21 protein-coding genes are annotated in these 23,267 nt (G+C 55.2%); 5 read left to right on the top strand and 16 right to left on the bottom strand.

What is annotated here, in order from left to right; genetic code table 11:
- Positions 1 to 49: 49 nt before the first annotated feature.
- Genes Q0Y21_RS10670 through Q0Y21_RS10660 form a run of 3 tightly spaced genes read right to left on the bottom strand, consistent with a single transcriptional unit; the run spans position 50 to position 3,031 of the window.
- Positions 50 to 1,306 (bottom strand): FAD-dependent oxidoreductase, encoded by a 1,257-nt coding sequence (locus Q0Y21_RS10670; RefSeq protein ID WP_297794861.1) that lies wholly within the window; start codon positions 1,304 to 1,306, stop codon positions 50 to 52.
- A 3-nt stretch (positions 1,307 to 1,309) separates the two neighbouring features.
- The gene (locus tag Q0Y21_RS10665; protein WP_297794858.1) at positions 1,310 to 2,698 is read right to left on the bottom strand and encodes a cytochrome P450; all 1,389 of its coding nucleotides are present in this window, start codon (positions 2,696 to 2,698) and stop codon (positions 1,310 to 1,312) included.
- 12 nt (positions 2,699 to 2,710) lie between these two features.
- Positions 2,711 to 3,031 carry a 2Fe-2S iron-sulfur cluster-binding protein gene (locus Q0Y21_RS10660; RefSeq protein WP_297794855.1) on the bottom strand — a complete coding sequence of 107 codons (321 nt, stop codon included), beginning with the start codon at positions 3,029 to 3,031 and terminating at the stop codon, positions 2,711 to 2,713.
- 159 nt (positions 3,032 to 3,190) lie between these two features.
- Here Q0Y21_RS10660 and Q0Y21_RS10655 point away from each other — a divergent pair, with 159 nt between their 5' ends.
- Entirely contained in the window at positions 3,191 to 4,231 is a 1,041-nt protein-coding gene (locus Q0Y21_RS10655) for an AraC family transcriptional regulator (RefSeq protein ID WP_297794852.1), read from the top strand.
- Between the two features lie 136 nt (positions 4,232 to 4,367).
- Here the strand turns inward: Q0Y21_RS10655 and Q0Y21_RS10650 are convergent, their stop codons facing one another.
- The 8 genes from Q0Y21_RS10650 to Q0Y21_RS10615 all read right to left on the bottom strand — a co-directional run bounded on the left by Q0Y21_RS10650 (position 4,368) and on the right by Q0Y21_RS10615 (position 12,902).
- Positions 4,368 to 4,763 carry a hypothetical protein gene (locus tag Q0Y21_RS10650; RefSeq protein WP_297794849.1) on the bottom strand — a complete coding sequence of 132 codons (396 nt, stop codon included), beginning with the start codon at positions 4,761 to 4,763 and terminating at the stop codon, positions 4,368 to 4,370.
- 111 nt (positions 4,764 to 4,874) lie between these two features.
- Positions 4,875 to 5,726 (bottom strand): hypothetical protein, encoded by an 852-nt coding sequence (locus Q0Y21_RS10645; protein WP_297794847.1) that lies wholly within the window; start codon positions 5,724 to 5,726, stop codon positions 4,875 to 4,877.
- A gap of 29 nt (positions 5,727 to 5,755) precedes the next feature.
- On the bottom strand, positions 5,756 to 6,472 hold the full coding sequence (locus Q0Y21_RS10640) for a HEPN domain-containing protein (protein WP_297794844.1): 717 nt from the start codon (positions 6,470 to 6,472) through the stop codon (positions 5,756 to 5,758).
- 105 nt (positions 6,473 to 6,577) lie between these two features.
- Positions 6,578 to 7,666 (bottom strand): hypothetical protein, encoded by a 1,089-nt coding sequence (locus tag Q0Y21_RS10635; RefSeq protein ID WP_297794841.1) that lies wholly within the window; start codon positions 7,664 to 7,666, stop codon positions 6,578 to 6,580.
- Between the two features lie 569 nt (positions 7,667 to 8,235).
- The gene (locus Q0Y21_RS10630) at positions 8,236 to 8,559 is read right to left on the bottom strand and encodes a hypothetical protein (protein ID WP_297794838.1); all 324 of its coding nucleotides are present in this window, start codon (positions 8,557 to 8,559) and stop codon (positions 8,236 to 8,238) included.
- Between the two features lie 44 nt (positions 8,560 to 8,603).
- Entirely contained in the window at positions 8,604 to 9,101 is a 498-nt protein-coding gene (locus tag Q0Y21_RS10625; RefSeq protein WP_297794835.1) for a hypothetical protein, read from the bottom strand.
- A gap of 939 nt (positions 9,102 to 10,040) precedes the next feature.
- Positions 10,041 to 10,736, bottom strand: a complete 696-nt coding sequence (locus tag Q0Y21_RS10620; RefSeq protein WP_297794832.1) for an NrdJb — start codon at positions 10,734 to 10,736, stop codon at positions 10,041 to 10,043.
- A 27-nt stretch (positions 10,737 to 10,763) separates the two neighbouring features.
- Positions 10,764 to 12,902 carry an adenosylcobalamin-dependent ribonucleoside-diphosphate reductase gene (locus Q0Y21_RS10615; RefSeq protein ID WP_297794830.1) on the bottom strand — a complete coding sequence of 713 codons (2,139 nt, stop codon included), beginning with the start codon at positions 12,900 to 12,902 and terminating at the stop codon, positions 10,764 to 10,766.
- Positions 12,903 to 13,521: 619 nt separating this feature from the next.
- Here Q0Y21_RS10615 and Q0Y21_RS10610 point away from each other — a divergent pair.
- The gene (locus Q0Y21_RS10610; protein ID WP_297794827.1) at positions 13,522 to 14,340 is read left to right on the top strand and encodes a DUF6160 family protein; all 819 of its coding nucleotides are present in this window, start codon (positions 13,522 to 13,524) and stop codon (positions 14,338 to 14,340) included.
- Positions 14,341 to 14,408: 68 nt separating this feature from the next.
- Here the strand turns inward: Q0Y21_RS10610 and Q0Y21_RS10605 are convergent, their stop codons facing one another.
- The 3 genes from Q0Y21_RS10605 to Q0Y21_RS10595 form a co-directional block, all read right to left on the bottom strand.
- A complete protein-coding gene (locus tag Q0Y21_RS10605; protein ID WP_297794824.1) occupies positions 14,409 to 15,203 on the bottom strand; it encodes an ABC transporter ATP-binding protein in 795 nt (264 codons plus the stop codon).
- Positions 15,204 to 15,213: 10 nt separating this feature from the next.
- Positions 15,214 to 16,116, bottom strand: coding sequence for an ABC transporter permease (locus Q0Y21_RS10600; RefSeq protein WP_012137247.1), 903 nt, complete (start codon positions 16,114 to 16,116; stop codon positions 15,214 to 15,216).
- Between the two features lie 66 nt (positions 16,117 to 16,182).
- Positions 16,183 to 17,157, bottom strand: coding sequence for an ABC transporter substrate-binding protein (locus Q0Y21_RS10595; RefSeq protein ID WP_297794820.1), 975 nt, complete (start codon positions 17,155 to 17,157; stop codon positions 16,183 to 16,185).
- A gap of 305 nt (positions 17,158 to 17,462) precedes the next feature.
- Here Q0Y21_RS10595 and Q0Y21_RS10590 point away from each other — a divergent pair, with 305 nt between their 5' ends.
- Together Q0Y21_RS10590 and Q0Y21_RS10585 are read left to right on the top strand one after the other, a co-directional pair.
- Positions 17,463 to 19,130, top strand: a complete 1,668-nt coding sequence (locus Q0Y21_RS10590) for an AMP-binding protein (RefSeq protein ID WP_297794818.1) — start codon at positions 17,463 to 17,465, stop codon at positions 19,128 to 19,130.
- 157 nt (positions 19,131 to 19,287) lie between these two features.
- On the top strand, positions 19,288 to 19,773 hold the full coding sequence (locus tag Q0Y21_RS10585; RefSeq protein WP_297794815.1) for a thioesterase domain-containing protein: 486 nt from the start codon (positions 19,288 to 19,290) through the stop codon (positions 19,771 to 19,773).
- Positions 19,774 to 19,790: 17 nt separating this feature from the next.
- Here the strand turns inward: Q0Y21_RS10585 and Q0Y21_RS10580 are convergent, their stop codons facing one another.
- Together Q0Y21_RS10580 and Q0Y21_RS10575 are read right to left on the bottom strand one after the other, a co-directional pair.
- Complete coding sequence (locus Q0Y21_RS10580; protein WP_297794812.1) at positions 19,791 to 21,479, bottom strand: iron ABC transporter permease; 1,689 nt, start codon at positions 21,477 to 21,479, stop codon at positions 19,791 to 19,793.
- Positions 21,480 to 21,628: 149 nt separating this feature from the next.
- Positions 21,629 to 22,645: a Fe(3+) ABC transporter substrate-binding protein gene (locus Q0Y21_RS10575; RefSeq protein WP_297794809.1), complete on the bottom strand. Its 1,017-nt coding sequence runs from the start codon at positions 22,643 to 22,645 to the stop codon at positions 21,629 to 21,631.
- 185 nt (positions 22,646 to 22,830) lie between these two features.
- On the opposite strand from Q0Y21_RS10575, the gene Q0Y21_RS10570 reads away from it, so the two are divergent.
- On the top strand, positions 22,831 to 23,103 hold the full coding sequence (locus Q0Y21_RS10570; RefSeq protein WP_297794807.1) for a PilZ domain-containing protein: 273 nt from the start codon (positions 22,831 to 22,833) through the stop codon (positions 23,101 to 23,103).
- Positions 23,104 to 23,267: the final 164 nt, after the last annotated feature.

Below are 23,267 nucleotides of genomic sequence, written 5' to 3'. Positions count from 1 at the left end.
CATGGGCATTCGCTCCCTGTTTCATCGCCGTCGGGTCACACTTTTTCCCTCAACCGGTCACCTCTTCCATCAAATTTCTGACTGTGATTGTATCGTCTGCAAGCCGCGTGGGATCGGGCGTTGTTTTTTGGCTGAGCAGTTTTTTGGCAAACATGAATTCAGGCGAGCGATTAACACAGTCAGCGGCGATCAGTTGCCCCTCCCTGAAATAGAACGCCGCAAAGCTTCGACCCGAGTCCGGGTTGCCACGAATCACAACCTGATCGTACCCCTGACTCAAGCCGGCTATTTGCAGTTTGAGGTCGTATTGATCGGACCAGAACCAGGGCAGACTGTTCTGCGGTGACCTTTCCCCACACAAAGTCGCAGCGGCGGTCTTGGCCTGCTCCATCGCGTTGGGAACGGACTCCAGTCGCCGCCACTGACCAGAGTGCGGATCCCATTGATTGGCACAATCCCCGGCCGCAACGATATCGCGATCCTTCGTCTGGCAGTATTCATCCACAACGATGCCGTTATTGGTCTCCAGTCCGGCCGCCTCGGCAAGCTCGCTATTCGGGGTCACGCCAATACCCACGATCACCATGTCCGCAGGGTATGAGGTGCCATCGGCACAAACGACTCGTTCAACGCGTTCCTCGCCCTCAAATGCTGTGGCGGCTATGTCAGTGTGAATGACGACACCGGCTTCCTCGTGAATGCGTTGGTAAAACGCCGAAACTGCCGGTGCTGTTACACGCTGAAAAACACGTTCAGCCCTCTCCAGCACCACCACCTCAATGCCTTGCTTACGCAAGGATGCTGCCGTTTCCAGGCCAATATAGCCCCCGCCTATGATAACGGCGCGGCGGGTCCGGGGCAGGTCCCGCCGAATACCTTCTACATCGGCCAGGCTGCGCAAGTCGTGCACACCAGCAAGCTCTTTACCCTGAATCGGTAACCGAATGACACGGGTGCCGGTGCACAGGGCAAGCTTGTCGTAGCGTTGCTCGTTGCCATCGGCGAGCGTCAGTGTCTTTTCCCTGCGGTTGATCGCAGTCACCTTGCCGGAGACACATTCGATCTGGTGTTTCGCATAAAATGCGGGAGGGCGAATGGCCAGGCTGTCGGCATCGGTTTCACCGGCCAGAAACGCCTTCGACAACGGTGGTCGCTGGTAAGGCAGCCTGCCTTCGTCGCTGATCATCCGAATGGCACCCGCCCAGCCTTTCTGCCGCAGGCTCGTGGCGAGCTGCGCTGCCGCATGACTCGCCCCGACGATCACACATACCTGGTCCTGACCGGAATTGGACGTTGAATTTTTCATCGCTCAGCCCTGGTTCTTCCTGGTCAGCTTCACCATCATGCGGGTATAACCCCGTACAAAGTTCGACTGAACGTATTCCGGCTCTCCCTGAACGTCAATCCGGTCAAAACGCGCCAGCAGCTCTTCCCAGAGAATCCTGAGCTGCATCTCCGCCAGGCGGTTACCCATGCAACGGTGGACACCAAAACCGAAAGACAAATGATTACGGGCACCCTTGCGGTCAATGATGAACTCATCCGGTTTATCGATCGCGCGCTCGTCGCGGTTGCCTGAGGCGTACCACATCACAACCTTGTCACCCTTGCGGATCGTTTCACCGTTCAGCTCCACGTCCTGCTTTGCAACCCGGCGCATGTAAGCCAGCGGTGTCTGCCAGCGAATAATTTCAGACACCATGTTGGGAATAAGGGCCGGATTGGCTTTCAGCTTGTCGAATTCCTGCGGGAACCGGTTCAGCGCCAGCACGCCGCCGGTCATCGAGTTACGAGTGGTGTCGTTGCCGCCAATGATCAGCAGCGCCAGGTTGCCCAGAAACTCCATGGGGCGATGGATCAGGTCCTTTGTGTCTTCGTTGTTGACCATCATGCTGATCACGTCAAAGCCCGGCTCTTCCCCCGCGTCGCGGCGAGCCTCTTTCTCCCGCCAAAGCTCAGAGAACGATCGGGCGACCTCGGCGACAGCCGGGAAGAACTCGTCACGCTCCACCTGACCTCCGGTGGTCTCCGGGCTGGCCGCCGCCACATCGGACCAGTACACCAGTTTGCGCCGCTGTTCGTAGGGAAAATCAAGCAGCGTCGCCAGCATTCGAGCCGTCAGCTCAATGGAGACGTTGCTCACCCAATCGAAAGGTTTATCGACCGGCAGGTGGTCCAGTACATCCCGGGTGCGCTGTCGGATCAGGCTTTCCATTTCCTTGAGGTTCCTGGGGGCCACTACACCCTGAACCGCCTGACGCTGTTTATCGTGCTTTGGCGGGTCCATGGCAATAAAGGTTTCGATCGCCAGCCCCGCGGGCTGATCACCCAGGGTGATGATGGGTTCCGCTGAAAACAGATCATGGCGTTTGTCGACAAAGAGGATATCGTCGAAGCGGGTGACTGACCAGAAGGGCCCGAAAGCGCTGCTCTTCTGGAAGTGCACCGGCTGCTCATCCCTCAATCGTTTGAAATAGGAGCCCCACAAACCCTGACGCCAAAGGAAAGGGTTGCTGACATCAATGTCTTCAATCGCCAGAGTGGACACATCGGGCAGGGGTGATTCCGTGAATTCCGGGGTCTTCGGAGCCAGACCGACTCTGTCCAGTGCCTGCTGCGCAAGGTGGGCAGCCCTGACTTGCCAATGCATGGGAACCAGACGGGCACTCAGATTCATCGCGCGGGTTTGAATATTCATCGGGTGTCTCCCTTACATCTGGAATTCGGGCAGGTGGACCACCAGGCCGTCGAGGGCATCGGTGATCTCGATCTGGCAGGCCAGGCGAGAGGTCGGCGCGCCCTCCGGTGTCATTTCCAGCATCTGCTGCTCGCTGCTGTTGATCTTGCCGGTCTTCGCGTACCACGCCTCGTCAACGATCACATGGCAGGTGCCGCAGGCGCATTCGCCGCCGCAGTCAGCATCAATGCCGGGCACCATGTTGTCCGCTGCGTGCTGCATCAGCGATTTGTCCGCCTCGATTTCCACCTTGTGCCGGGTACCGTCATGTTCGATAAAAGTCATGTATCCCATAAATCCCTCGGACTCTGTTGATGGCTGGAGGCCAGCTGGAGCTGGCTGATGTTCATGGTTGTCAGATTGCCCTGTGGTGGCGGGACTCAACAGGTCATCAATTGACAGGAGGGGGACATAACAAGACAATTGCCAGATCGTCCGACAAGAATTAAAACAATGAATCAGATGACACAGGCAAATTCCACCGCTCTGGCCAGCATTCCAACCAGCTATACACGCCTGATCGCGCAGGAACTGGGCATGCACGCGAGCAATCTGCCCGAATTGCTGCGAGGAACGCACCTCACCGTAGAACAGCTGCTGGATGAAGCCACCCGGCTCACCGCCCAACAGCAGATTCAGATCATTGAAAATGCCCTGCGCCTCTCGGAGGATGACAGGCTCGGGTTACGCATTGGCAAGCGACTGACACCGGCCGCCCATGGACCCATGGGTTATCTCGCCAGCAGCAGCCCGAACCTGCTCGCTGCCATCGAGGCGTTCCAGGCCTTTCTGCCGACACGCGTCAGTTTTGTCCGGCTGGATCTGAGCCAAAGTAATGGCCAGTTGATCATCCGTTGCAATATTGATGCGGAGATGAGCCCTGAGGCCAGCCGTTTCATGGGTGAAATCTGCGCGCTGGCTATGCTCTCATGTGCCGAATTCATAATTGGTCGACCTGCCCACGAGTTCGAGACCTGTTTCATGCACCCGGACCCGGGACCAGACGCAGGTTATGCGGACCACATCCCCGGTAAATTCAGTTTTTCTGGCGACGAGCTGCTCGTGCGTGCGCCGATTGAGCTTTGCAGGATTCCCAACGTGTCGGCCAATCATGAGAGCTACGCTCTGGCGAGGGAGCAATGCGAGGCAATTCTCGCAAACCTGAGCGGAGAGCCGGACAGCTGCCGTCGGCAAATCGAAACCATGATGCTCTCGCTTCCGATCGGCACCCTGACCGAAGAGGACGCAGCGGCGGCGCTGTTTATCAGCAAACGCACGCTGTCGCGGCGTTTGAAGCAAGAGGGCGTGGGTTTCCGTCAGATTCGTGATGAGATTCTGGCGCGACAGGCCAGGAGTTATCTGCGGGATGGAAGGCTCTCGGTTGAAGCCATTGCCACGTTACTGAACTACCATGACAGCGCCAGCTTCCGGCGTGCATTCAAGCGTTGGAGCGGGATGACACCGGACAGGTATCGCCAGGTGGGAGACCTTTAACCTGGTATTGAGTAACGGCATTCATCAGCCTTTTTGGCCAAATAGGGGAGGGCAGAAGACCCTAGCCCAGGTTGTTACGAAGGTACTGGAAAGGCTGCTTTGACATCATAGGATTGTGGACCTTCCGCGATCAGCGCTAGGCCTTGCGCCTCATCTTTGCCGCGATAAACGGCGCACAAGCCGTCACCGCAAGCACGAGCGGCCAGAGGTTACCATCCTTGAAGGTGTAGGCTTCAAGCATCACTGGCCAGGATTTTCCCTGTGCAAGCCCAAAGGAAAACTCGAACGCAAGCGTGAGTGCGAGCCAGCCAAATCCCACCAGCCAGAATTGCCCGGGGCGGCGCAGGCGCAACCAGGGAAGCGATACCCACGCCACGCCAATAATCAGGGCTGACAGCAGCAGACCGCTTAGTATGAATGCCGCCGGAATGCCAAACGCTGGCAGAAGCACAGCCTCCCGAAACAGGCCGTTAGCGATGGCCAGGGCGAGGATGCTTAGCCAGACTATTAGTGCTTTTGAAGCCTTGTTCATGGGCATTCGTTTCCTGGTTGGTAGCCTTCGGCGGCGGAGCTGATTATTCCTTTCGAATTGTCCCTTAAAAACACCTGTAGAGTTTGTCCAGCCCCGAAAACAGGCCCGCCCTCATTTTTCGGTAGCGGGGATTTCAGGGTTTTCTACAGCCTCATCGGCCGCATTAGCGGTCTGTTGAAGCGCCTTGTCATAAAGGTATTTCCCTAACTTACTATCCAAACCATCTTCGAGGAATTCTCCGTATTGCTCTGGCACCATATAAGGAATGATTAGTACATTGAATCTGATACATAAAAAAGAAGCTACGGCTACTGCCGAGGAAAAACCTACGCCATAAGTAGCTGCCCAAAACTCATGATTTACGAAGTTGGTGTAGGTTGTCGAAGCGGAACCAAAAGCCACAAATACCAGAAGAGCAGAAAGGACAAGAGGCCAAATAATATTAGTAGCGTTCCGGATTTCCTTATTTCCTTGTTTAACTTTGGCACCTTTAACTGCTCCAAGAAACTCAAATTGAGCATTATCCTCATCGTCACTTGAAAAATATATTTCCCCAATAACTGCATCACCTTTATTGAGATAGTCAAAATTCAGGCATGCCTCATTCTGATCAGAAAATGTAATATTCCCTGTATCATCTCCGGTTGAGGAGTAAGCCAGATTGCTTAAAACCTTAGAGCTATAATCGAAGCTAATTCGTGGGGCTGCTTTTTCATTAGGTAAATCCTCTTTTCTAATTTCTTTCTTTCCTGCATTCCATAAAACAAACCGTAAAACGTAGAGGTTGGAAACGGGATTCCCTTTGAACGTAATCCCAATTTCGGGGTGCTCTATCCCCCCAAATTTGGAAATGTCGAATAAATACAAAGGACGAACGCTTTTATGGAAAATGAATGTTAAAACCATAGCAATAGCAGTAAGCGAAAAGCCTCCTACTCCAATAAGTAAGCTCAGGAAATCCACATAATCTCCTTTTAGGATATGATGCATTACTAGCGCGTTTTCCCATGGCGATAGCGACGCCATGGGATCGTGTTAGTTCGGGCGTATATAAGTGCAACGGTTCTATTGTGTAGTATCGTGCCTAACCGTTTAATGAGCTTTAAGTAGGCTTCTACATCTTTTTTATAAACAGGCGAGCTTGACTCGACTCTATGGGCTATCTCACCTCTAAGCTCTATCAAATCTTGCAACTTCAGTTTTGCCCGGTCATTACTCATTCCAGGCCAGTAAAACTCTCTGGAAGCAGACGTTAACCCTACGAGCTCAGAGAAAAGTTTATCGATATTATCGCAACTTGGTGTATTGAAACTACCTTTGACTACATACTTATTCAGAATTTCGTCTTTATGGGCACTTAACGCAGATTTCCATCCATCGTCAGCTAGTGACCAGACATCCAAAGAGCCAGACTTTGTGATTCGTTTTCCTGCGATGGCCAATACATGTTCAGGGAAAACAGATGGTGATTCGGCAACGTTAATCATGTGCTCGAATGCATTCTTTGCCAGATCTTCCACGTATGCTTCCCAACATGCCAATGTTATAATAATGGCGCTTTTATTAAGAACTTGAACATCTCGTTTTCTCCCTGCCCCAGCCCCTGCTACTGCTTTGTGAATATCCATGAGTCTAGCAACCTCACTCATGTTCTTTTGTATTTCCAGGACATGAGGTGCTGGTGGTCGTAATCTTCTACGTACTGCCAAAATTACCTTCCTTTTTAGGCAAGAAATTATGACTTCCCACTAGGGGCTGCACCCCAACTCGTGGGTTAGCCTCAGCCGCGTCGCAGTGCATGCTTTGGTGATGCATCACTTGCGACCTGGGAAAAATTTACGAATATCACTAATTGCCTCAGAAAAGACCATGGGCTTATATTCGAAGCGAGCCAGAGCGCCAGGGCCGAGCATGTCTCTAAATCGATCTTCCGTGGCGCCGGACTGATCCGGGTTGTAAACGATAACCTTTTTTAGAAGCGCTTCGCCAACGGTACCAAGTCCGTATAAGAGCCTGAAAAATGCATCTGTCTCGGGCAGTGAATAACCAATGATGAAAATATACTCTGCTTCTCCGAGATGTTTGGCTGTATCGCTCCAAATGCTCGCTAGTGTTTGATGATAGTCAGCTTTGTTCCAGGCCGGAGGTACAATTACGGGCTCCGGATTAACTTCTACATCGGTAAATTTGGAGTAATATTCCTGCAATTGGCTGCCCACCGGCATCTTGCACGTGTTCATTTCTTCAAAGCCGCTGTATGAATATTTGCTGAAGTACTGCTGTACAGTTAGCGGCTCAACTGTGCCTGAACTCTTGCGCACAGCCCAGTTTAATGAACCATGGAGCTTAAGAAGCGGCACTGGGTACTGAGCATTACTGTCTGGTCCGAATCCATAGATGGGACCGAGGCCAGTCCTATGCATAGCAACGTCGAGAGCAATATCGTAGTTGAAGGAAACGATTGCCGGAACAATCGATGGATTCGCGTCTTTACTCAAATATAGAAGTAGTTCTGAGAATTTTGAGTAACTACTTGGTGCCAAAATGTGACTTTTTCTTGTAGGGAAATCGATTGTCTGCTCCAGCGTTACAACTATCAGCTCTTTTAGTGACGCGATGACTTGAGGGATTTCCTCTGGATCGAATCCTGGTAGCTTTCCAAGAGCATTCGCGATTTCTAGAGCCGTAAAAATCGATTCAATATTGTTCAAATCAAGCTGGGATTTTGAGTGGACTGATTGCAAGGACGCAATAGCCCGAAAAACCCTTTTGAAATCGTCGTTTTTTCCTGAGACTTGATTCGTACCTAAAAGCCTTGAGGCCGTATCAAGAAAATCGTTCATTAATGGAGCGCCGCAGTCTTTTGATGCTCCAGCACCGAGAATAAATACGATTTCACTCACTCGATAACATCCCTATATGCATAACGCGTAAGCTAAGCCGTCGGCTGTAGAACGCCTAGTTAGTTCTGACGAGGTAGCCTGTAGCTACCCATGCGAGGCCGAGCATGCCTCCAAGAAATACAAGGATCCCAAGAATAGCGAGCGTCACAATCAACCACTCCTGCCACATGTAATGTGCTGCTTCTGGCCCACCATCTAGCTGCCTGCGCCAGCGTTCGCCAAAAGCGTAGTCTCGAATGATTATTGAAACCAAGGCGGCCGTCAGAAGAGTTATGGAAACAAAAAGTGCCCACCAAGATTGACGTAAGCATTCTAGGAGGGCCTGATCGTGCAGTTGGACCTTTCCTCCAGCGAACAAACCGATTGAGAGTGTAAGAGCCCCGCCGCTCAGTAGGAAGATCGATCGTACCAACGAATCCACGCGTCGCCTGACATCTTCTTGGTGAGCATTGAACTGTTCTAACTCGCTCGACATTGTCTTCCTCATAGTTGTTTAGCGGCTAACGCTTTTGCATAAAAAACGGCGGCTTTTCCTTAGCGAAGCGGAAAATGCGCCGTCCGGCGGAGACCTAGCGGGCCGGAATGTTCTTGCCTAGGTGCAGGGAAGCATGAACACACCACATCCCTATGTCTCTCTTTGAGTTATGAACGAAGAGATGACCAACGATATCCAAGAGATGATAGGCGGCATATTCTGGCTTGGCTTCTCCGTAATCCCTTTTTAACGAGGCTTTCATCTGCTCTGGGAAGAAATTCTCCTTCAGCGTTGCCTTCATTTCTGTCGGAGTAGGAAAGTATTCAGTAGAGTTCTCAGGCACCATGTTGGTTGTCTCTTGTAGCGCTTCCATTGCGATCTTGATGGTCTTTGACTCGAAAGAACTGAAAAGCCCCATCTTGTACTCCTTGCTCAAGGTCTGTGGGTGCAATTTAACGCCTTTTAGCTGGATTTCATTACCAGCTTATGGGTGAGCATTGATGTAACTTTAAATTTGCCAAAGAACTCATGGACGACGGTTATGCTCGACCCGAAGCCCGGGATGCCAAACACCTTAACCGTATATATTCTTTCATTCTTTGCGCCAGGATCACCAAATTCCATGAGAGCCATTGGCTCACCTGAATAGAAGCTATCAATTCCGTTTTCAATGGCTGTTAAGAACGGACTCGAATTCCCTTCCAGGCAATGGTAAATGTTTTTCACTTTATAGTTCTCAGGCAAAGCTGAGCCGCATGATTTAAAAACAACCCCGCAAGATAAAGCAGTAAAAAAACTATCTAGCCTTGGTACATCAACTGGATATCTAACGGCACCGTTTCCGAGATTAACAGCGCCCTTGGCCAATCTTTTTCGCAACGCGCCATTGTTGAACTCCAATTGCGGTGCGACTTTATTTTGGAACACCTCCCTCGCCCGATTGCTGGGAGATGCATTCATGCATATTTGCGCTAGAACATATATATCGTCTTTAGATTTCGAGTTGTTGTGCTCTTCGCATGATCTAACAGTCATTAGCTGCTCTTTTTCGCCATCAGGAAAAAAAGACCTTGGCGGAATGTGCTCTCTGGTAGTCCCAACCTTTCTACATCCTTGAAAATAGCAACTCAAAGCTTCCTCCTTCGTTCAGCTAACGCCGCTCAGCACGCGCGGCTTTGAAATGGAGGCGAAGCCGCAATGTAAAAGCCGTCGCCGTGACTGGCATGGTTATGCATTGGTAACGGCCTCCTCACGTTTTACGATCTCTGCCCGAAACCGCCGCATGCGACCAATCCAGACACTTCCTGCGAACGCTATCCCTACCGATAGGATAGCTAAGCAGAACATTCCGAAGGCTCGCTCGACGCGCAAAACAGCAGACGCTGTTATACCTGCGTAACTACCGCTCGGATCAAGCCCACCAAACCAAAGACGAACCAGTTCAGCTATGGAGAGACCGGCTGATTCAGCAAGCTGATCTGCGATATAGAGTTGACCCACAGAAAAAACGAGGAACATCGAAGATAATAGCCACAAACTCCACGGTGCAAGCCACGGGTGTTCCGCCGCGAACCGAACAGTTTTCTTGTCTCGGCTACTTAGCACCGCAATGTCTCCCTTCTGCATAGCAGTGATTAGACCGAAGCCAAATCCCCGCCATAAATTTGACTGCAGCGTCATTACGCTGCATGGTTCCATTAACCGCCGCAATACCTGTTAAAAATAGACCTAAAAACAGAACCTTGCAAAGCTGGGACCATCAATTCTGCACAATGTGGCGTAATAACGAAGCTGTCGCGTTCCTGCAATAACGAAGCGGTCCAATGATTAGGAGCCCCAAACAAAAAAAGGCCCGAAGCTTTCACTCCAGGCCTTCTCATCAATCACCGGTCAATCACCTCAACCGCACTTACTATCGCCACAAGACAGGCAAGTCGCACACCCGTCCATCACGATCACCGCCTTGGTGCTGCACTTGCCGCACATGGTGGCGTTGGCGGGGTAGTCGCTGGCCTTTTCGTCGTTCGTGGCCGTGGTGTGGCTGGCTTCGAACTCGGCGCGCTTTTCGGCGAGGATGCGCTTGGTGGTTTCGCTCATTTCCTCGTTTTCCAGCAGGCCGATGGCCTTCAGGTGCTTCTCAATCACGGCGCCGATTTCAGCCACCAGGGACGGCATGAATACGCCGCCTTTCTTGAAGTAGCCGCCGTTGGGGTCGTACACGCTGCGCAGCTCTTCCACCAGGAAGGTCACGTCGCCACCCTTGCGGAATACCGCGGAGATAACGCGGGTGAGGGCGATTACCCACTGGAAGTGTTCCATCGACTTGGAGTTGATGAACACTTCGTACGGCTGCCGGCTTTCGTGGTCGGTGCCTTCGTTGAGCAGGATGTCGTTGATGGTGATGTACATCGCGTGCTCGGCCACCGGCGGCTTGATCTTGTAGGTGGTGCCCAGCAGGAAGTCCGGCCGTTCGATGTATTCGTTCATCTCAACGGGCTTGGTTTCTGCGTGCACCGGTGCCTGGTGTTCGGTGGCTTCGGGGTCGGCTTTCTTTACGCGGTAGCCGACGATTTTGTTGGTAATTTTAACTGTCATGTTCGTTTTCCTGTGTCGGTTCCCGGATCAGTATTTGCCGTAGGTGCCTTCTTTCAGCGCGTCAAACAGGTTGGCGGCGTTGTGGATCTCGCCATCATACTCGACCTGTTCGTTGCCCTTCAGGCTTACCTTGCTGCCGTCGTCCAGCGTGAATTCGTAGAGGGTGTTCTCCAGATCCTTCTCTTTCACCAGTACGCCCTGGAACGCCTCGGGGTTGAAGCGGAAAGTGGTGCAACCCTTCAGGCCCTTGTCGTAGGCGTACATGTAGATGCCCTTGAAGTCCGGGTAGGCGAAGTCCGTAGGCACGTTGGCGGTCTTGGAGATGGAGGAATCCACCCACTTCTGCGCTGCGGCCTGGATGTCCACGTGCTGCGTCGGCGTAACGTCATCGGAGGTGGTGAAGTAGCTTGGCAGCTTCTTGTCTTCGTCCTCAGAGAACGGCATCGCGCCCTGGTTCACCAGGTGGCGGTAGGCCAGAAGTTCGAAGGAGAACACGTCTACCTTTTCCTTGGTCTTGCGGCCTTCGCGGATGATGTTCCGGGCGTAGTGGTGCGAGAAGCTCGGCTCAATTCCGTTACTGGCGTTGTTGGCCAGTGACAGGCTGATGGTGCCGGTGGGCGCGATGGAAGTGTGGTGCGTGAAGCGGCCACCTTTATCGGCCAGTTGCTCGACCAGTTCGGGTTCCACGCCGGCAATCTGCTGCATGTAGCGGCTGTACTTGGCGTGCAGCACTTTACCTTTGAGCTTGTCGCCCAGCTTGTAGCCGTCTTCGCTCAGCTGCGGGCACTTGGACAGCATCTTGGGGGTAATCTCGAACTCGTCGTCCATGATCGGCGCCGGGCCTTTCTCTTCGGCCAGGGCCAGGGACTGGCGCCAGCCTTCCACGGCCATCTCGCGGACCACTTCTTCGGTGAACTGTACGGATTCGTCAGAACCGTAAGGCATGCGCAGCATGGCGAGGGTGGAACCCAGGCCCAGGATGCCCATGCCGTGGCGACGCTTGTAGGTGATTTCGTGGCGCTGTTCTTCCAGCGGCAGGCCGTTGATTTCTACCACGTTGTCCAGCATGCGGGTGAAGATGCCCACCACCTTGCGGTACTTCTCATAGTTGAAGCTGGCCTTGTCGGTGAACGGGTAGTCCACGAACTTGGTCAGGTTCACCGAGCCCAGCAGGCAGCTGCCGTACGGGGGCAGGGGCTGCTCGCCACAGGGGTTGGTGGCGCGGATGTCTTCGCAGAACCAGTTGTTGTTCATCTGGTTGACCTTGTCGATCAGGATGAAGCCGGGCTCTGCGTAGTCGTAGGTGCTGGTCATGATGGTGTCCCAGATGAACTGGGCTTTCAGGGTGCGGTAGATGCGGCACGCAACCTTGCCTTCATCATTGACCACGTAGCCTTCCAGGATCGGGAAGTCACGGTAGACGAACTGTGCCGGATCGTTCAGGTCCAGGCCTTCTTCTTCCACTTCCTTCTCGGTGACCGGGAAGGACAGGTGCCAGTCGTCACCGTTGCGCACGGCTTCGATGAAGTCTTCGGTGATCAGCAGCGACAGGTTGAACTGGCGCAGGCGGCCGTCTTCACGCTTGGCCTGGATGAAGTCGATGATGTCCGGGTGGTGAACGTCGAAGGTGGCCATCTGGGCACCGCGGCGGCCACCGGCGGAAGACACGGTGAAGCACATGCGGTCGAAGATATCCATGAAGGACAGCGGGCCGGAGGTGGTGGCACCGGCGCCAGCGACGTAAGCGCCACGGGGGCGCAGGGTGGAGAATTCGTAGCCGATGCCACAGCCGGCTTTCAGGGTCAGGCCGGCTTCGTGGTTCTTTTCCAGGATGTCGTTCATGGAATCCTGAACAGAGCCGGACACGGTGCAGTTAATGGTGGAGGTAGCCGGTTTGTGGGCCTCGGCGCCGGCGTTGGAGGTAATACGACCCGCCGGGATCGCGCCGTGCTTAAGGGCCCAGATGAAGTCCTTCATGTGCTTGGCGCGGTTGGCCTTGGCTTCCACCTGGGAAAGGGCAGTCGCTACGCGTTCGTAGGTAGCGTTGATGTCCTTATCGACAGGTTCGCCGGTCTTGGTCTTGAGCTGATACTTGCTGCTCCAGATATCAAGCGAAGCTTCCTGCATTGGAATTGTTGTTACCACTGCCTGTGCTTTAGCGTTCATTGCCACCCTCAATCTTCCAGTATGTCTTAATAAATGGCTGCCGGTGACCCCGAATACAACCATACCCCAGTTGGAACGTGCTGATTTTTACTGGCCAGGCTGCGTGCCCTGGCCGGATTGCGCTCTTGTTGGATAAAACCACTACATGTGGTGTTGACTTCGCCAGACGTTTTGCCGTTTTCCGGGGAAAGGCGGTGGCTGCAGGCGGCAGCCGCGGCGCCCCGGACGGCTTATTTGGGCGATGGTCAGAAAATACCCACTTAACCCTATATATGGGCCTCTTTCGAATGAGTATAACAGGATATAGTGGTCTGTGAATAAGAAGACAACTATCGCTTGTGTCTCTGGGGCAAAGAAAATCAATGGATAAGGGCTTGAATCCGGGGAATTGCCCGTAAAATCGCCAAGTTGGACGTTTGGCCTACAAAGCACAAGATGTAGTGGTTAAAAATTGGCCGAAAAAAGTGGGGCGTTCCGTTCACCAACTCAAGCAATTGTGACCAGTGCACGTACCCGTCATGGACGTGTCGCTAAAGTAGCGGGGTGGCGTCGAATACAGCAGTGGCCCACAGGAAGTGATGACGACTCAATAAGGAACAGAATAAAAAGGAACATAATAATGAAAGGCCTGAAACCGAAAGTGCTTGCGCTGGGTATTGCAGTGGTGCCCGCCATGGGGCTGGCTGATATCCAGTTGCTGGATGACAGCGCCATGGGGGAGATCACCGGCCAGGCGGGTGTCTCCATTGAGCTGGAAACCAGGGTTGATATCGACCGTTTCCTGTACGTTGATGAGGGGGCGTTTGCCGTCAATGACATCAGCATCGGTGGTGCGGAACGGACCGACTTTTTCGGCTTTGCCGGGATTGCTGGGCCTACCGCCACTAACCGCCTGGATAACATCCGTATTGATGTGGATGTGCTGGCCGATGGCGATGCCGCCATCAACATCGTGCCAATCAACTTTGCAGCGGTGGATTTTCGGATCACCACCGGCGCGTGGGAATTGCTGGCCACCGATGGCAGCGGTGACTACACACGGTTGGTCGACAACTTCTACGCCGAGGGCTTGATGGCTCGGGGATCGGTCCACGTGGATACCGCTACCGATGTGATGCGCTTACGCACCGCGTTCGCCATTGAGACCATGGATTTCGATGTGCCGTTCCTGGCCATGGGCGTGCGTGGTTTGCAGATCACCGGGGCCGACTACGACCCGACGTTCGCAAGCCCGCTGGACCTGTTCGCGGAAGTGGACCTGTACATCTACCAGGGGGTACGGCTCTCCGGTGGTGGCTCGTCACTGGCGATTGATATGCCATCGTTCCGCGCGGATGTGGGGATCGAAGAGGTGATTATTGGTCAGCAGTCGATTGGTCAGGTGTTCGTGGACGACCTGGCAATCACCGATACCGCCATGAGGGTGTACGGTCACTGATCCGTAGTGTGAAAAAGCAAAAGGCGGGATCATGTCCCGCCTTTTGTGGTTCTGGGGTAGGGTGTCGGTCAGTCCAGCAGCAGGCTGTCGTCGTCGATCTCCAGCCCCCGTTGCTTCTCGAACAGTCCCAGCAGGTCTTTGACCTCCAGCCCTTCGCGTTTCTCACCTTCGATATCAAACACCACTTCACCCTGGTGCAGCATCACGGTGCGGTCACCGACCTCCAGTGCCTGCTTCATGCTGTGGGTAACCATCAGCGCGGTTAGCTTCTGCTCCTCGATGATCTGGGTGGTGAGCTCCAGCACGAAGGCGGCGGTTTTCGGGTCCAGCGCGGCGGTGTGCTCGTCCAGCAGCAGGATGGCAGAAGGCGTCAGGCTTGCCATCAGCAGGCTGACGGCCTGGCGCTGACCACCAGACAACAGGCCCATCTTGTCACCCAGGCGGTTTTCCAGCCCCAGCTTGAGGGAGGACAGGCTGTTGCGGAATCGCTCCATGTATTCCTTCTTTACGGCGGCGGTCAGCCCACGGCGCTGGCCACGTTTGATGGCCAGGGCCAGGTTTTCCTCAATGGTCAGCCCTTCGCAGGTGCCGGCCAACGGGTCCTGGAACACCCGGGCAACACGGCCCGCGCGCTTGTGTGTTGGCAGCTTGGTGACGTCCTGGTTGTCGACAATGATCTTGCCGCTGTCCACCATCACTTCGCCGGCGAGGGCGTTCAGGAAGGTGGATTTGCCGGCGCCGTTACTGCCGATCACGGTGACAAACTCACCCTGGTTGACGGTCAGGCTCATGCCCCGCAGCGCGGGGTTTTCCAGGGGCGTGCCCTTGCCAAACGTCAGTCTGAGATCCGTTGCGCTAATCATGCTGTACCTCTCAGGCTTTTTTGCGGGTGAGCTTGGCGGCGACCGAGGTGCGAACGCCAGGGAGGACGATCGCCAGGGTAACCAGTACCGCCGTGATCAGGTTCAGGTCCTGGGACTGCAACCCGAGGAACTCGGCGTTCAGTGCGAAGGCAATGGCCAGCCGGTAGATGATGGCGCCTGCCACGCACGCGATCAGTGCCCGAACCACGGTGGACGGCGTAATTACCGCTTCGCCACCAATCAGGGACGCCAGGCCGATAACAATCACACCCACACCCATGGTGACGTCCGCCGCGCCCTGGCTCTGGGCAAACAGGGCGCCGGCCAGGCCCACCAGGCCGTTGGAAAGGGCGACACCAAGGACGATCATGCCGCCGGTGGCAATACCCTGGGCCCGGGCCATGCGGGCATTGGCGCCGGTGGCGCGCATTGCCAGGCCGGTTTCGGATTTCATGAAACGCCACAGCAAAATCAGGGAGACCAGCACCACAATCACGAACAGCACCACTGGCACCTGGTGGTAGGCCAGGCCCAGGTCGTACCAGGGGGTGAGCACGGTTTCCTCGGTCAACAGCGCCACGTTGGGGCGGCCCATGATGCGAAGGTTCACGGAATAGAGCGCGATCATGGTGAGGATGGACGCCAGCAGGTTAAGAATATTCAGCTTGACGTTCAGCAGGGCGGTGACCGCACCGGCGGCCATGCCGGCCAGTATTGCGGCACCGGTGGCAATCCAGGGATTCCAGCCGGCGAGGATCAGCATGGCGGCGACGGCGGCCCCGAGGGGGAAGCTGCCGTCCACGGTCAGGTCCGGAAAGTCCAGGACCCGGAAAGAGATGTAGATACCGAAGGCGACCAGACCGTAAATCAGACCGGTTTCAATGGCGCCGTATAGAGCAATGTCACTGAGCATGGGTAATATTCGCTGTAAAAGAATACGGGCGGGCCCTTGTGAGGCCCGCCCGTATTGGGTCAGGTGTTACTTATCGCTTTTGACGATTTCCTGGGCATCGTTGAGCACATCGTCGGACAGGGTAATGCCCATGCGCTCGGCTGCTGCGGGATTCACAAACAGGTTCAGCGTATCCACGGATTCCACCGCCATGTCGCCGGGGTTGGCGCCGTTCAGCACACGCGCCACCATGTTGCCGGTCTGGCGGCCGTGATCGTAGTAATCAAATCCGAGGGCGGCAACCGCGCCACGGCTGACGGTGGCGGTATCCGCGGCGAATACCGGAATCTTGGCACGCTCACCCACGGAAACCACCGCTTCTGCGGCGCTGATCACGGTGTTGTCGGTGGTCAGGTAGATGGCGTCTGCCTTGCCCACCAGCGAGCGGGCGGCACCCAGCACTTCGGAGGTCTTGGTGGCGGCGGCCTTGACCAGGGTCATGCCACGGGCCTGCAGGCGCTCTTCCAGCAGTTCCACCAGGGCCACAGCGTTGGCTTCGCCGGGGTTATAAACGGTACCGATGGCCTTGGCGTTCGGTACCAGGCGCTCCAGCAGATCAATGTGGCGCTCGATCGGCAGCATATCGGTAACGCCGGTGATATTAGCGCCGGGCGCTTCCAGACTTTTCACTAGCTTGGCACCGACCGGATCGGTTACCGCGGAAAAGATAACCGGGATGTTGCGGGCCGCGGCCGCCATGGTCTGGGCAGACGGCGTCGCGATGGCGACGATGACGTCCGGGCCTTCGCCAACGAATTTGCGGGCAATCTGGGAGGCAATGGCGGCATTGCCCTGGGCGCTCTCGTGCATGAGCTTGAGGTTATCGCCTTCGGTGAATCCCTCTTCGGCCAGTTCATCCCTGACCCCCTGGTAAACCGCATCCAGAGCCGGATGTTCCACAATCTGGGTAACGGCAACTACCCGTGGTTCTTCGCCTTGTGCCAGTCCCGCTGCGGCCAGCAGGGTTGCACCAATCAGGGTTCGCAGAGTCTTCTTGGCCATAAGCCCTTTCTCCCGAGTGTATTGAGCGGTGATTTCAAGGTTTTGATTTCAAGGTTTTAAAGGGGCGCAAGTTTACCATAGGGAAACAGAGAGCGGGGTAGGGGAAGTTACCTGATTCGTATCAAAGCGTTGCTGAAAATCTGTAAAAATATGAGAAGTGCAATTGTTTTACCGCTATCACGTTTTGACGAAAGGTGGTGTGTTGCAATACGCTACGAAAGTCTAAAAAGCCCGCAAAGAGGCCGGCTCTCACAGGACACAGGTCATCCCAATAACTCAAATAACTTGCAAGCAAGGAACGGTCGATGGACACAACAAACAAACTTCCTCTGGATATGGTCTATTACTGGGAAAAGGCCAAGGCCAATTCCCTTTATATGACGCAGCCAATGGGTAACGGTGAGGTGGATGAGTTCACCTGGAAGCGCGCCGTTGACGAAGCCCGCCGCATGGCGTCGTACCTGAAGTCTCTGGACCTGCCGGAAAAGAGCAGGGTGGGGATTATTTCCAAGAACTGTGCGCACTGGATCATGTCCGACTGGGCGATCTGGATGGCTGGCCACATTTCCGTACCGCTGTATCCAACCCTGAATGCGGACACCGTCAACTACATCCTCAACCACAGCGAGTGTGAGGTGTTGTTCGTTGGCAAGCTGGATGACTGGGATACGATGAAGCCCGGTGTGCCCGAGAGCGTTCGGTGTGTGTCCTATCCGGTGAGCCCGCCCAACGACTTCGAGACCTGGAATGATCTGGTGGCCAAGTTTCCGCCCATGGAAGAGAACACCACCCGGGATGCGGATGAGCTGGCAACCATCGTTTATACGTCCGGCAGCACCGGTCGCCCGAAAGGCGTGATGCTGAGCTTTGAGAACATGGCCTTCGCCGCCACCGGTGGTGCCGAGGTGCTGGGTGTGGGGCCGGATGAGCGTATGCTGTCCTATCTGCCGCTGGCTCACGTGTTTGAGCGTACTTTTGTGGAGCTGGGGTCTCTGTACTCCGGGTTCCAGCTGTTCTTTGCAGAATCCCTCGACACCTTTGTTCAGGATCTGCAGCGTGCGCAGCCAACACTGTTCCTGTCCGTGCCGCGCCTGTGGGTGAAATTCCAGCACGGTGTCTTGCAGAAGATGCCCAAGAAGAAGCTTGATAGACTGCTTAAGATTCCTGTCGTAAGTGGCCTGATTAAAAAGAAAGTTCTTAAAGGTCTTGGTCTGGACAAGGTGAAGCTGGCCGGCAGTGGTTCAGCGCCGCTGTCCCACGATGTACTGGACTGGTATCGCAACCTGGGCCTGGAACTGCTGGAAGGTTATGGCATGTCCGAGAACTTTGCCTATTCCCACATGAGTAAGCCTGGCCGTTCCCGCACCGGTTATGTGGGCGAAGCTGCGCCCGGCGTGGAAGTGAAGATCAGTGACATGGGCGAGATCCTGGTCAAGAGCCCGGCCACCATGATGGGTTACTACAAGGACGAAGAGAAAACCCGCGAAACCTTCACCGAAGACGGTTTCCTGAAAACCGGTGACAAGGGTGAGATTGACAACATGGGCCGCCTCAAGATCACCGGCCGCATCAAGGAAATCTTCAAGACCAGTAAGGGCAAGTACATTGCCCCGGCGCCTATCGAAAACCGCCTGATGTCCCATGACGCCATCGAGATGGTGTGTGTGTCCGGCGCCAACCAGACCCAGCCCCATGCGCTGGTGATGCTGGGCGAGGAAACCCGTCCGAAACTGGCAGATGAGGCTTTCCGTAAGGATCTGGAAGCCAGCTTCAAGGACCTTATCAAGGAAGTGAACAAGACGGTGGATCCGCACGAGCAGCTGGCGTTCATTACGGTTGTCAGCGATGAATGGTCCATCGAGAACAGCTTCCTGACGCCAACGCTGAAGCTGAAGCGCAATGTGGTGGAGGATGCCTACCAGGAGAAGGTGGACAGCTGGTACGCCAAGCGTCAGCCCGTGATCTGGCAGTAACACCTGCCATTGGGGTGCGGATTAACCCGCACCTGGTGACCGAGAAAAGGCCCGGATTTTTCCGGGCCTTTTTAATTATTGGTCACAAAAAGGCTACATAAGTCGCATAGGGCGATCGGGGGCAAGGGAATAAACTGAGTGCAATCGAGGAGGGAGTATGACTCAGTTAGCCCGTTTCCTGAAACACATTCATGAATCCATTCCCCTGACCCGGGCCCTGGGCCTTGAGGTGCTTTCCTATGACGGCCATGCGCTGTTAGTGAGTGCACCGCTGGAGCCCAACCATAATCACCAGGGCACCGGTTTCGGGGGTAGCGTCTATTCGGTAGCGGTTACCGCAGCCTGGGGGCTGGTCGAGCTGGCTATTGCGGATATGGGGCTGAGAGGCAATGTGATGGTTCAGAGCGGAAACATGGATTATCTGATGCCAGTGGAGGGGGACTTCTACGCCCTGTGCCGCCTTCCCGGCGGAGAGATCCCTGATCGCTTCAGAAAGAGTCTGGCGCGCCATGGCAAGGCTCGTATAGCCCTGCATGCGGATGTCTATTGCGGGGAACCGACGACCGATCCGAAGGGCGCCCCGGTAGCCACCTTCCAGGGGCGCTTTGTGGTACAGGACGCCAGTTCACGCCCCATCATCTGATCGGCTCTGTCCTAGTGTTAGGCGATGCTTCGGGTGTTGGATATGGATCGACTCATCAAAATGATGGGGATAATGCCCGCCAGTACAATAATCAAAGCCGGTAGCGCACTGTGTGCAAGCTTTTCATCCGAGGCGAACTGGTACACGTAGGTGGCCAGGGTCTCGAAATTGAACGGCCTCAGGATCAGCGTTGCCGGCAGTTCCTTCATGCAGTCCACGAACACCACCAGCGCCGCAGTAATCAGGGTTCCCCGAAGCATGGGCAGGTGCACCCGTAACAGGGTGCTGCCGGGTGAGTGCCCCATGGAGCGGGATGCCATGTCCATACTGGGGGTAATCTTCTGCAGTGCGCTTTCCACGCTACCCGCTGATACCGCCAGGAAACGAACCGTGTAGGCAAACACCAGGGCAAAGGCTGAGCCGCTCAGCAGCAGGCCAGTGCTGATGTTGAAGGTGTCGCGCATTAATCCGTCCAACCAGTTGTCGAAACCCGCCAGGGGGATGATGACACCCACGGCCAGTACCGCGCCGGGCATGGCGTAGCCCAGGCTGGAGAGACGCATCATGATCTGCATGCCCCGGGTATCGTGCAGGCGCCGGCTGTAAGCGAGGGTCACGCCAATCAACAGGGTGGTCAGGGCTGCGGTACCGGACAGGAACAGGCTGTTCAGGGTGTTGCGGATAAACTCGGAGTTCCAGCTCTCGTCAAAGTATTCCCAGGCATACTGGCCCAGCGTTATCGCCGGGACCACAAAGCCGAGGGTGACCGGCAGGATACAGACGGCAATGCAGATCAGTTGCCGGGGCCGGGTCAAGGTGAAACGGCGAATCGGGTCCCGGTTGTCCCGGGCGGCAAACTGTTGTTGCCGGCGACGGGAGTACCGCTCCAGTGTGACCAGGATCACCACGAAGACCAGCATGGTGGTGGCTATCTGTGCCGCGCCGCCAAGGTTGCCCAGGTTCATCCAGGTATCGAACAGGCCGGCCGTCAGGGTCTGGACGGCGAAGAAATCAACGGTGCCGAAATCGTTGAGGGTCTCCATCAGCACCAGGGACAGCCCCACGGCAATGGCGGGCCGGGCGATGGGCAGAACCACCCGGAAAAACGTACTGATGGCGGAATGCCCCAGGCTGCGGCTGACGGCAAACAACGAAGGGGATTGCTCCAGAAAGGCGGCGCGGGCCAACAGGTAAACGTAGGGGTAGAGGACCAGTCCGATCATCAGGGTGGCGCCTTCCAGGGAGCGGATCTCCGGAAACCAGTAATCCCTGGCGCTTTCCCAGCCGAAGATTTCCCGTAATGCTTTCTGGACCGGCCCGGCGTAGTCCAGCAGGCTGGTATACACATAGGCGATAACGTAGGCAGGGACGGCGAAGGGCAGCAGCATGGCCCATTCAAAGAAACGACGCCCCGGGAACTCGCACATCGTCACCGCCCAGGCCGTTGCCAGCCCGATCACCAGGGTAATAGCGGCCACGCCAAGCATCAGCTTGAACGTTGTGATCAGGTAACGGGGGAGTGTGGTATCCAGCAGGTGGGGCCAGATGTTTTCATCCGGGAACAGGGCCAGGAAAAGAACCGATACAACCGGGAGTGCAACGATCGCAGTGGTAAGGGCAGCTGATATAAGCCACCGCTTTGAGGTGCGTTTCGCCAGCAGGGGCTGACCTAGCCCGGTTTCACCGCTGGAGGCTGCCTCGGTCATGTCGTTCCTTTTGCTCTCCTGAAAAGAGCCACGATTCTAGTCACCTGCGGCGGTCGCTGCAATGACTGGGGTGGCCTGAGAGCGGGTTTTATGGCCTTTGCAGACAAAAAAGGGTGGGCCAGGCCCACCCTTTTTCGCGAGAGACCGGTTTACAGGTTGTCGTAATCGACCCGGTCAACCAGTTTGACGGCTGCATTGCGGTTTTCGGCAATTTCCTGCAGTGACAGCTGGTCAGGGGTGATGTCACCCCATTCGGCCACCTGGCCAGACGGGCTGACGTTCGGGTTTGCCGGGTATTCGGTGTTCGCTTCAGCGTAAATGCGCTGGGCTTCCTCGGTAGAGAGGAACTCCATCAGCTTGATAGCGTTGTCGCGGTTGGGCGCGCTCTTGGTCAACTGGATGCCGCTGATGTTGACGTGGGTGCCACGACCGTCTGCATTCGGAAATACCAGGCGTACAGCTTCAGCGGCCGGACGCTGGTTTTCATCGTTCAGCATGTTGCCGTAGTAGTAGCTGTTGCCGATGGCCAGGTCGCATACGCCTTCGGCGATGGCTTTGATCTGGTCACGATCGCCACCCTGGGGCTTGCGGGCCAGGTTGTCTTTTACGCCTTCCAGCCACTTCTCGGTTTCTTCCTCGCCGTGGTGGGCGATCATGGAGGAGATCAGGGCGATGTTGTAAGGGTGCTTGCCGCTGCGGGTACAGATGCGGTTGTCCCACTTGTCGTCGGCCAACTGCTCGTAGGTGGTGATTTCACCCTCTTCAACGCGGTCCTTTGAAGCAAAGATCAGACGCCCGCGGGTAGTCAGCGCAAACCACTTGCCATCCGGGTGACGCAGGTTCTCCGGAATGTTGTTTTCCAGGGTGTCATTATCCACGCTGGCGACCAGGTCACGCTCGACCAGTTCGTGGATCCGGGAGATATCGACGGTCATCACGATATCTGCCGGGCTGTTGCGACCCTCACGCTCCAGGCGTTCGGCGAGGCCCTTTTTGGCGAAGACCACATTGGCCTTGATACCGGTTTCCTCTTCAAATGCGTTGAGCAGGGGTTCGAGCAGGTAAGCCTGACGGTAGGAATAGATATTAACTTCGCCGTCAGCGGAAGCGCTCAGAGGCATGACGGAAAGTGCCACGGTGGCGGCAGCAGCCAGTTTCATTCGCATACTATGACATCCTTTCTCAAGCGGAGGGGTTTCCACTATCTTTTGGTGATTGCGGAACTAGAAACGTCAACCATTCTCATTTGTGTTCACGGTTATGTCAAGTTGAGTATTGCAATTTTCTGGATGAATGGTGCTATGCTTCGGAAGACCCTAAAAACCAAGTAAATTCGGTGGATTTGCAGTCTATGGGAGAGAATGACCGGAGAGAGCACGGTCGTACGGCGATGAGTGCGCAGGTGATGGTGCGCCATGGTGTTTTCGGGGAGTTCCTGTTCTCGACCCGGGATATATCCGATGGCGGTATCTTTATTGTTGTTGGCGAGGAGTTTTTTGATCCGGAGATAGGTGACAGGGTGGAGGTACAGGTCCAGGGGTTGCCGGTCCCGGCGCCGGTGCTGGAGATGACAGTGGTGCGCCGGAGCAATGATGGTTTCGGTTTGCAATTTGCGGATCAATAAACGGTTTCTGTCCCTTCTGTATGGATAATGGCGGGTCCTGATTACCCATTTCCAGCAGCGAATCCGCCAGAATGACTAACTTTCGTTTTCTCTTACTGTGCTTTCTTTGCCTGCCATTCGGTTTGACCGGATGTGCTTCATACTATACCCACTACGGCCTGTTT

It is taken from the genome of uncultured Marinobacter sp. (genome assembly GCF_947259545.1).
GTDB lineage: Bacteria > Pseudomonadota > Gammaproteobacteria > Pseudomonadales > Oleiphilaceae > Marinobacter.
This window is presented reverse-complemented; position numbering and strand designations above follow the sequence as displayed.

Coding starts and splice junctions, on each gene's coding strand:
- Q0Y21_RS10670 (WP_297794861.1), bottom strand. CDS start 1,306: ATGAAAAATTCAACGTCCAATTCCGGTCAGGACCAGGTATGTGTGATC.
- Q0Y21_RS10665 (WP_297794858.1), bottom strand. CDS start 2,698: ATGAATATTCAAACCCGCGCGATGAATCTGAGTGCCCGTCTGGTTCCC.
- Q0Y21_RS10660 (WP_297794855.1), bottom strand. CDS start 3,031: ATGGGATACATGACTTTTATCGAACATGACGGTACCCGGCACAAGGTG.
- Q0Y21_RS10655 (WP_297794852.1), top strand. CDS start 3,191: ATGAATCAGATGACACAGGCAAATTCCACCGCTCTGGCCAGCATTCCA.
- Q0Y21_RS10650 (WP_297794849.1), bottom strand. CDS start 4,763: ATGAACAAGGCTTCAAAAGCACTAATAGTCTGGCTAAGCATCCTCGCC.
- Q0Y21_RS10630 (WP_297794838.1), bottom strand. CDS start 8,559: ATGGGGCTTTTCAGTTCTTTCGAGTCAAAGACCATCAAGATCGCAATG.
- Q0Y21_RS10625 (WP_297794835.1), bottom strand. CDS start 9,101: ATGAATGCATCTCCCAGCAATCGGGCGAGGGAGGTGTTCCAAAATAAA.
- Q0Y21_RS10620 (WP_297794832.1), bottom strand. CDS start 10,736: ATGACAGTTAAAATTACCAACAAAATCGTCGGCTACCGCGTAAAGAAA.
- Q0Y21_RS10615 (WP_297794830.1), bottom strand. CDS start 12,902: ATGAACGCTAAAGCACAGGCAGTGGTAACAACAATTCCAATGCAGGAA.
- Q0Y21_RS10610 (WP_297794827.1), top strand. CDS start 13,522: ATGAAAGGCCTGAAACCGAAAGTGCTTGCGCTGGGTATTGCAGTGGTG.
- Q0Y21_RS10605 (WP_297794824.1), bottom strand. CDS start 15,203: ATGATTAGCGCAACGGATCTCAGACTGACGTTTGGCAAGGGCACGCCC.
- Q0Y21_RS10600 (WP_012137247.1), bottom strand. CDS start 16,116: ATGCTCAGTGACATTGCTCTATACGGCGCCATTGAAACCGGTCTGATT.
- Q0Y21_RS10595 (WP_297794820.1), bottom strand. CDS start 17,157: ATGGCCAAGAAGACTCTGCGAACCCTGATTGGTGCAACCCTGCTGGCC.
- Q0Y21_RS10590 (WP_297794818.1), top strand. CDS start 17,463: ATGGACACAACAAACAAACTTCCTCTGGATATGGTCTATTACTGGGAA.
- Q0Y21_RS10585 (WP_297794815.1), top strand. CDS start 19,288: ATGACTCAGTTAGCCCGTTTCCTGAAACACATTCATGAATCCATTCCC.
- Q0Y21_RS10580 (WP_297794812.1), bottom strand. CDS start 21,479: ATGACCGAGGCAGCCTCCAGCGGTGAAACCGGGCTAGGTCAGCCCCTG.
- Q0Y21_RS10575 (WP_297794809.1), bottom strand. CDS start 22,645: ATGCGAATGAAACTGGCTGCTGCCGCCACCGTGGCACTTTCCGTCATG.
- Q0Y21_RS10570 (WP_297794807.1), top strand. CDS start 22,831: ATGGGAGAGAATGACCGGAGAGAGCACGGTCGTACGGCGATGAGTGCG.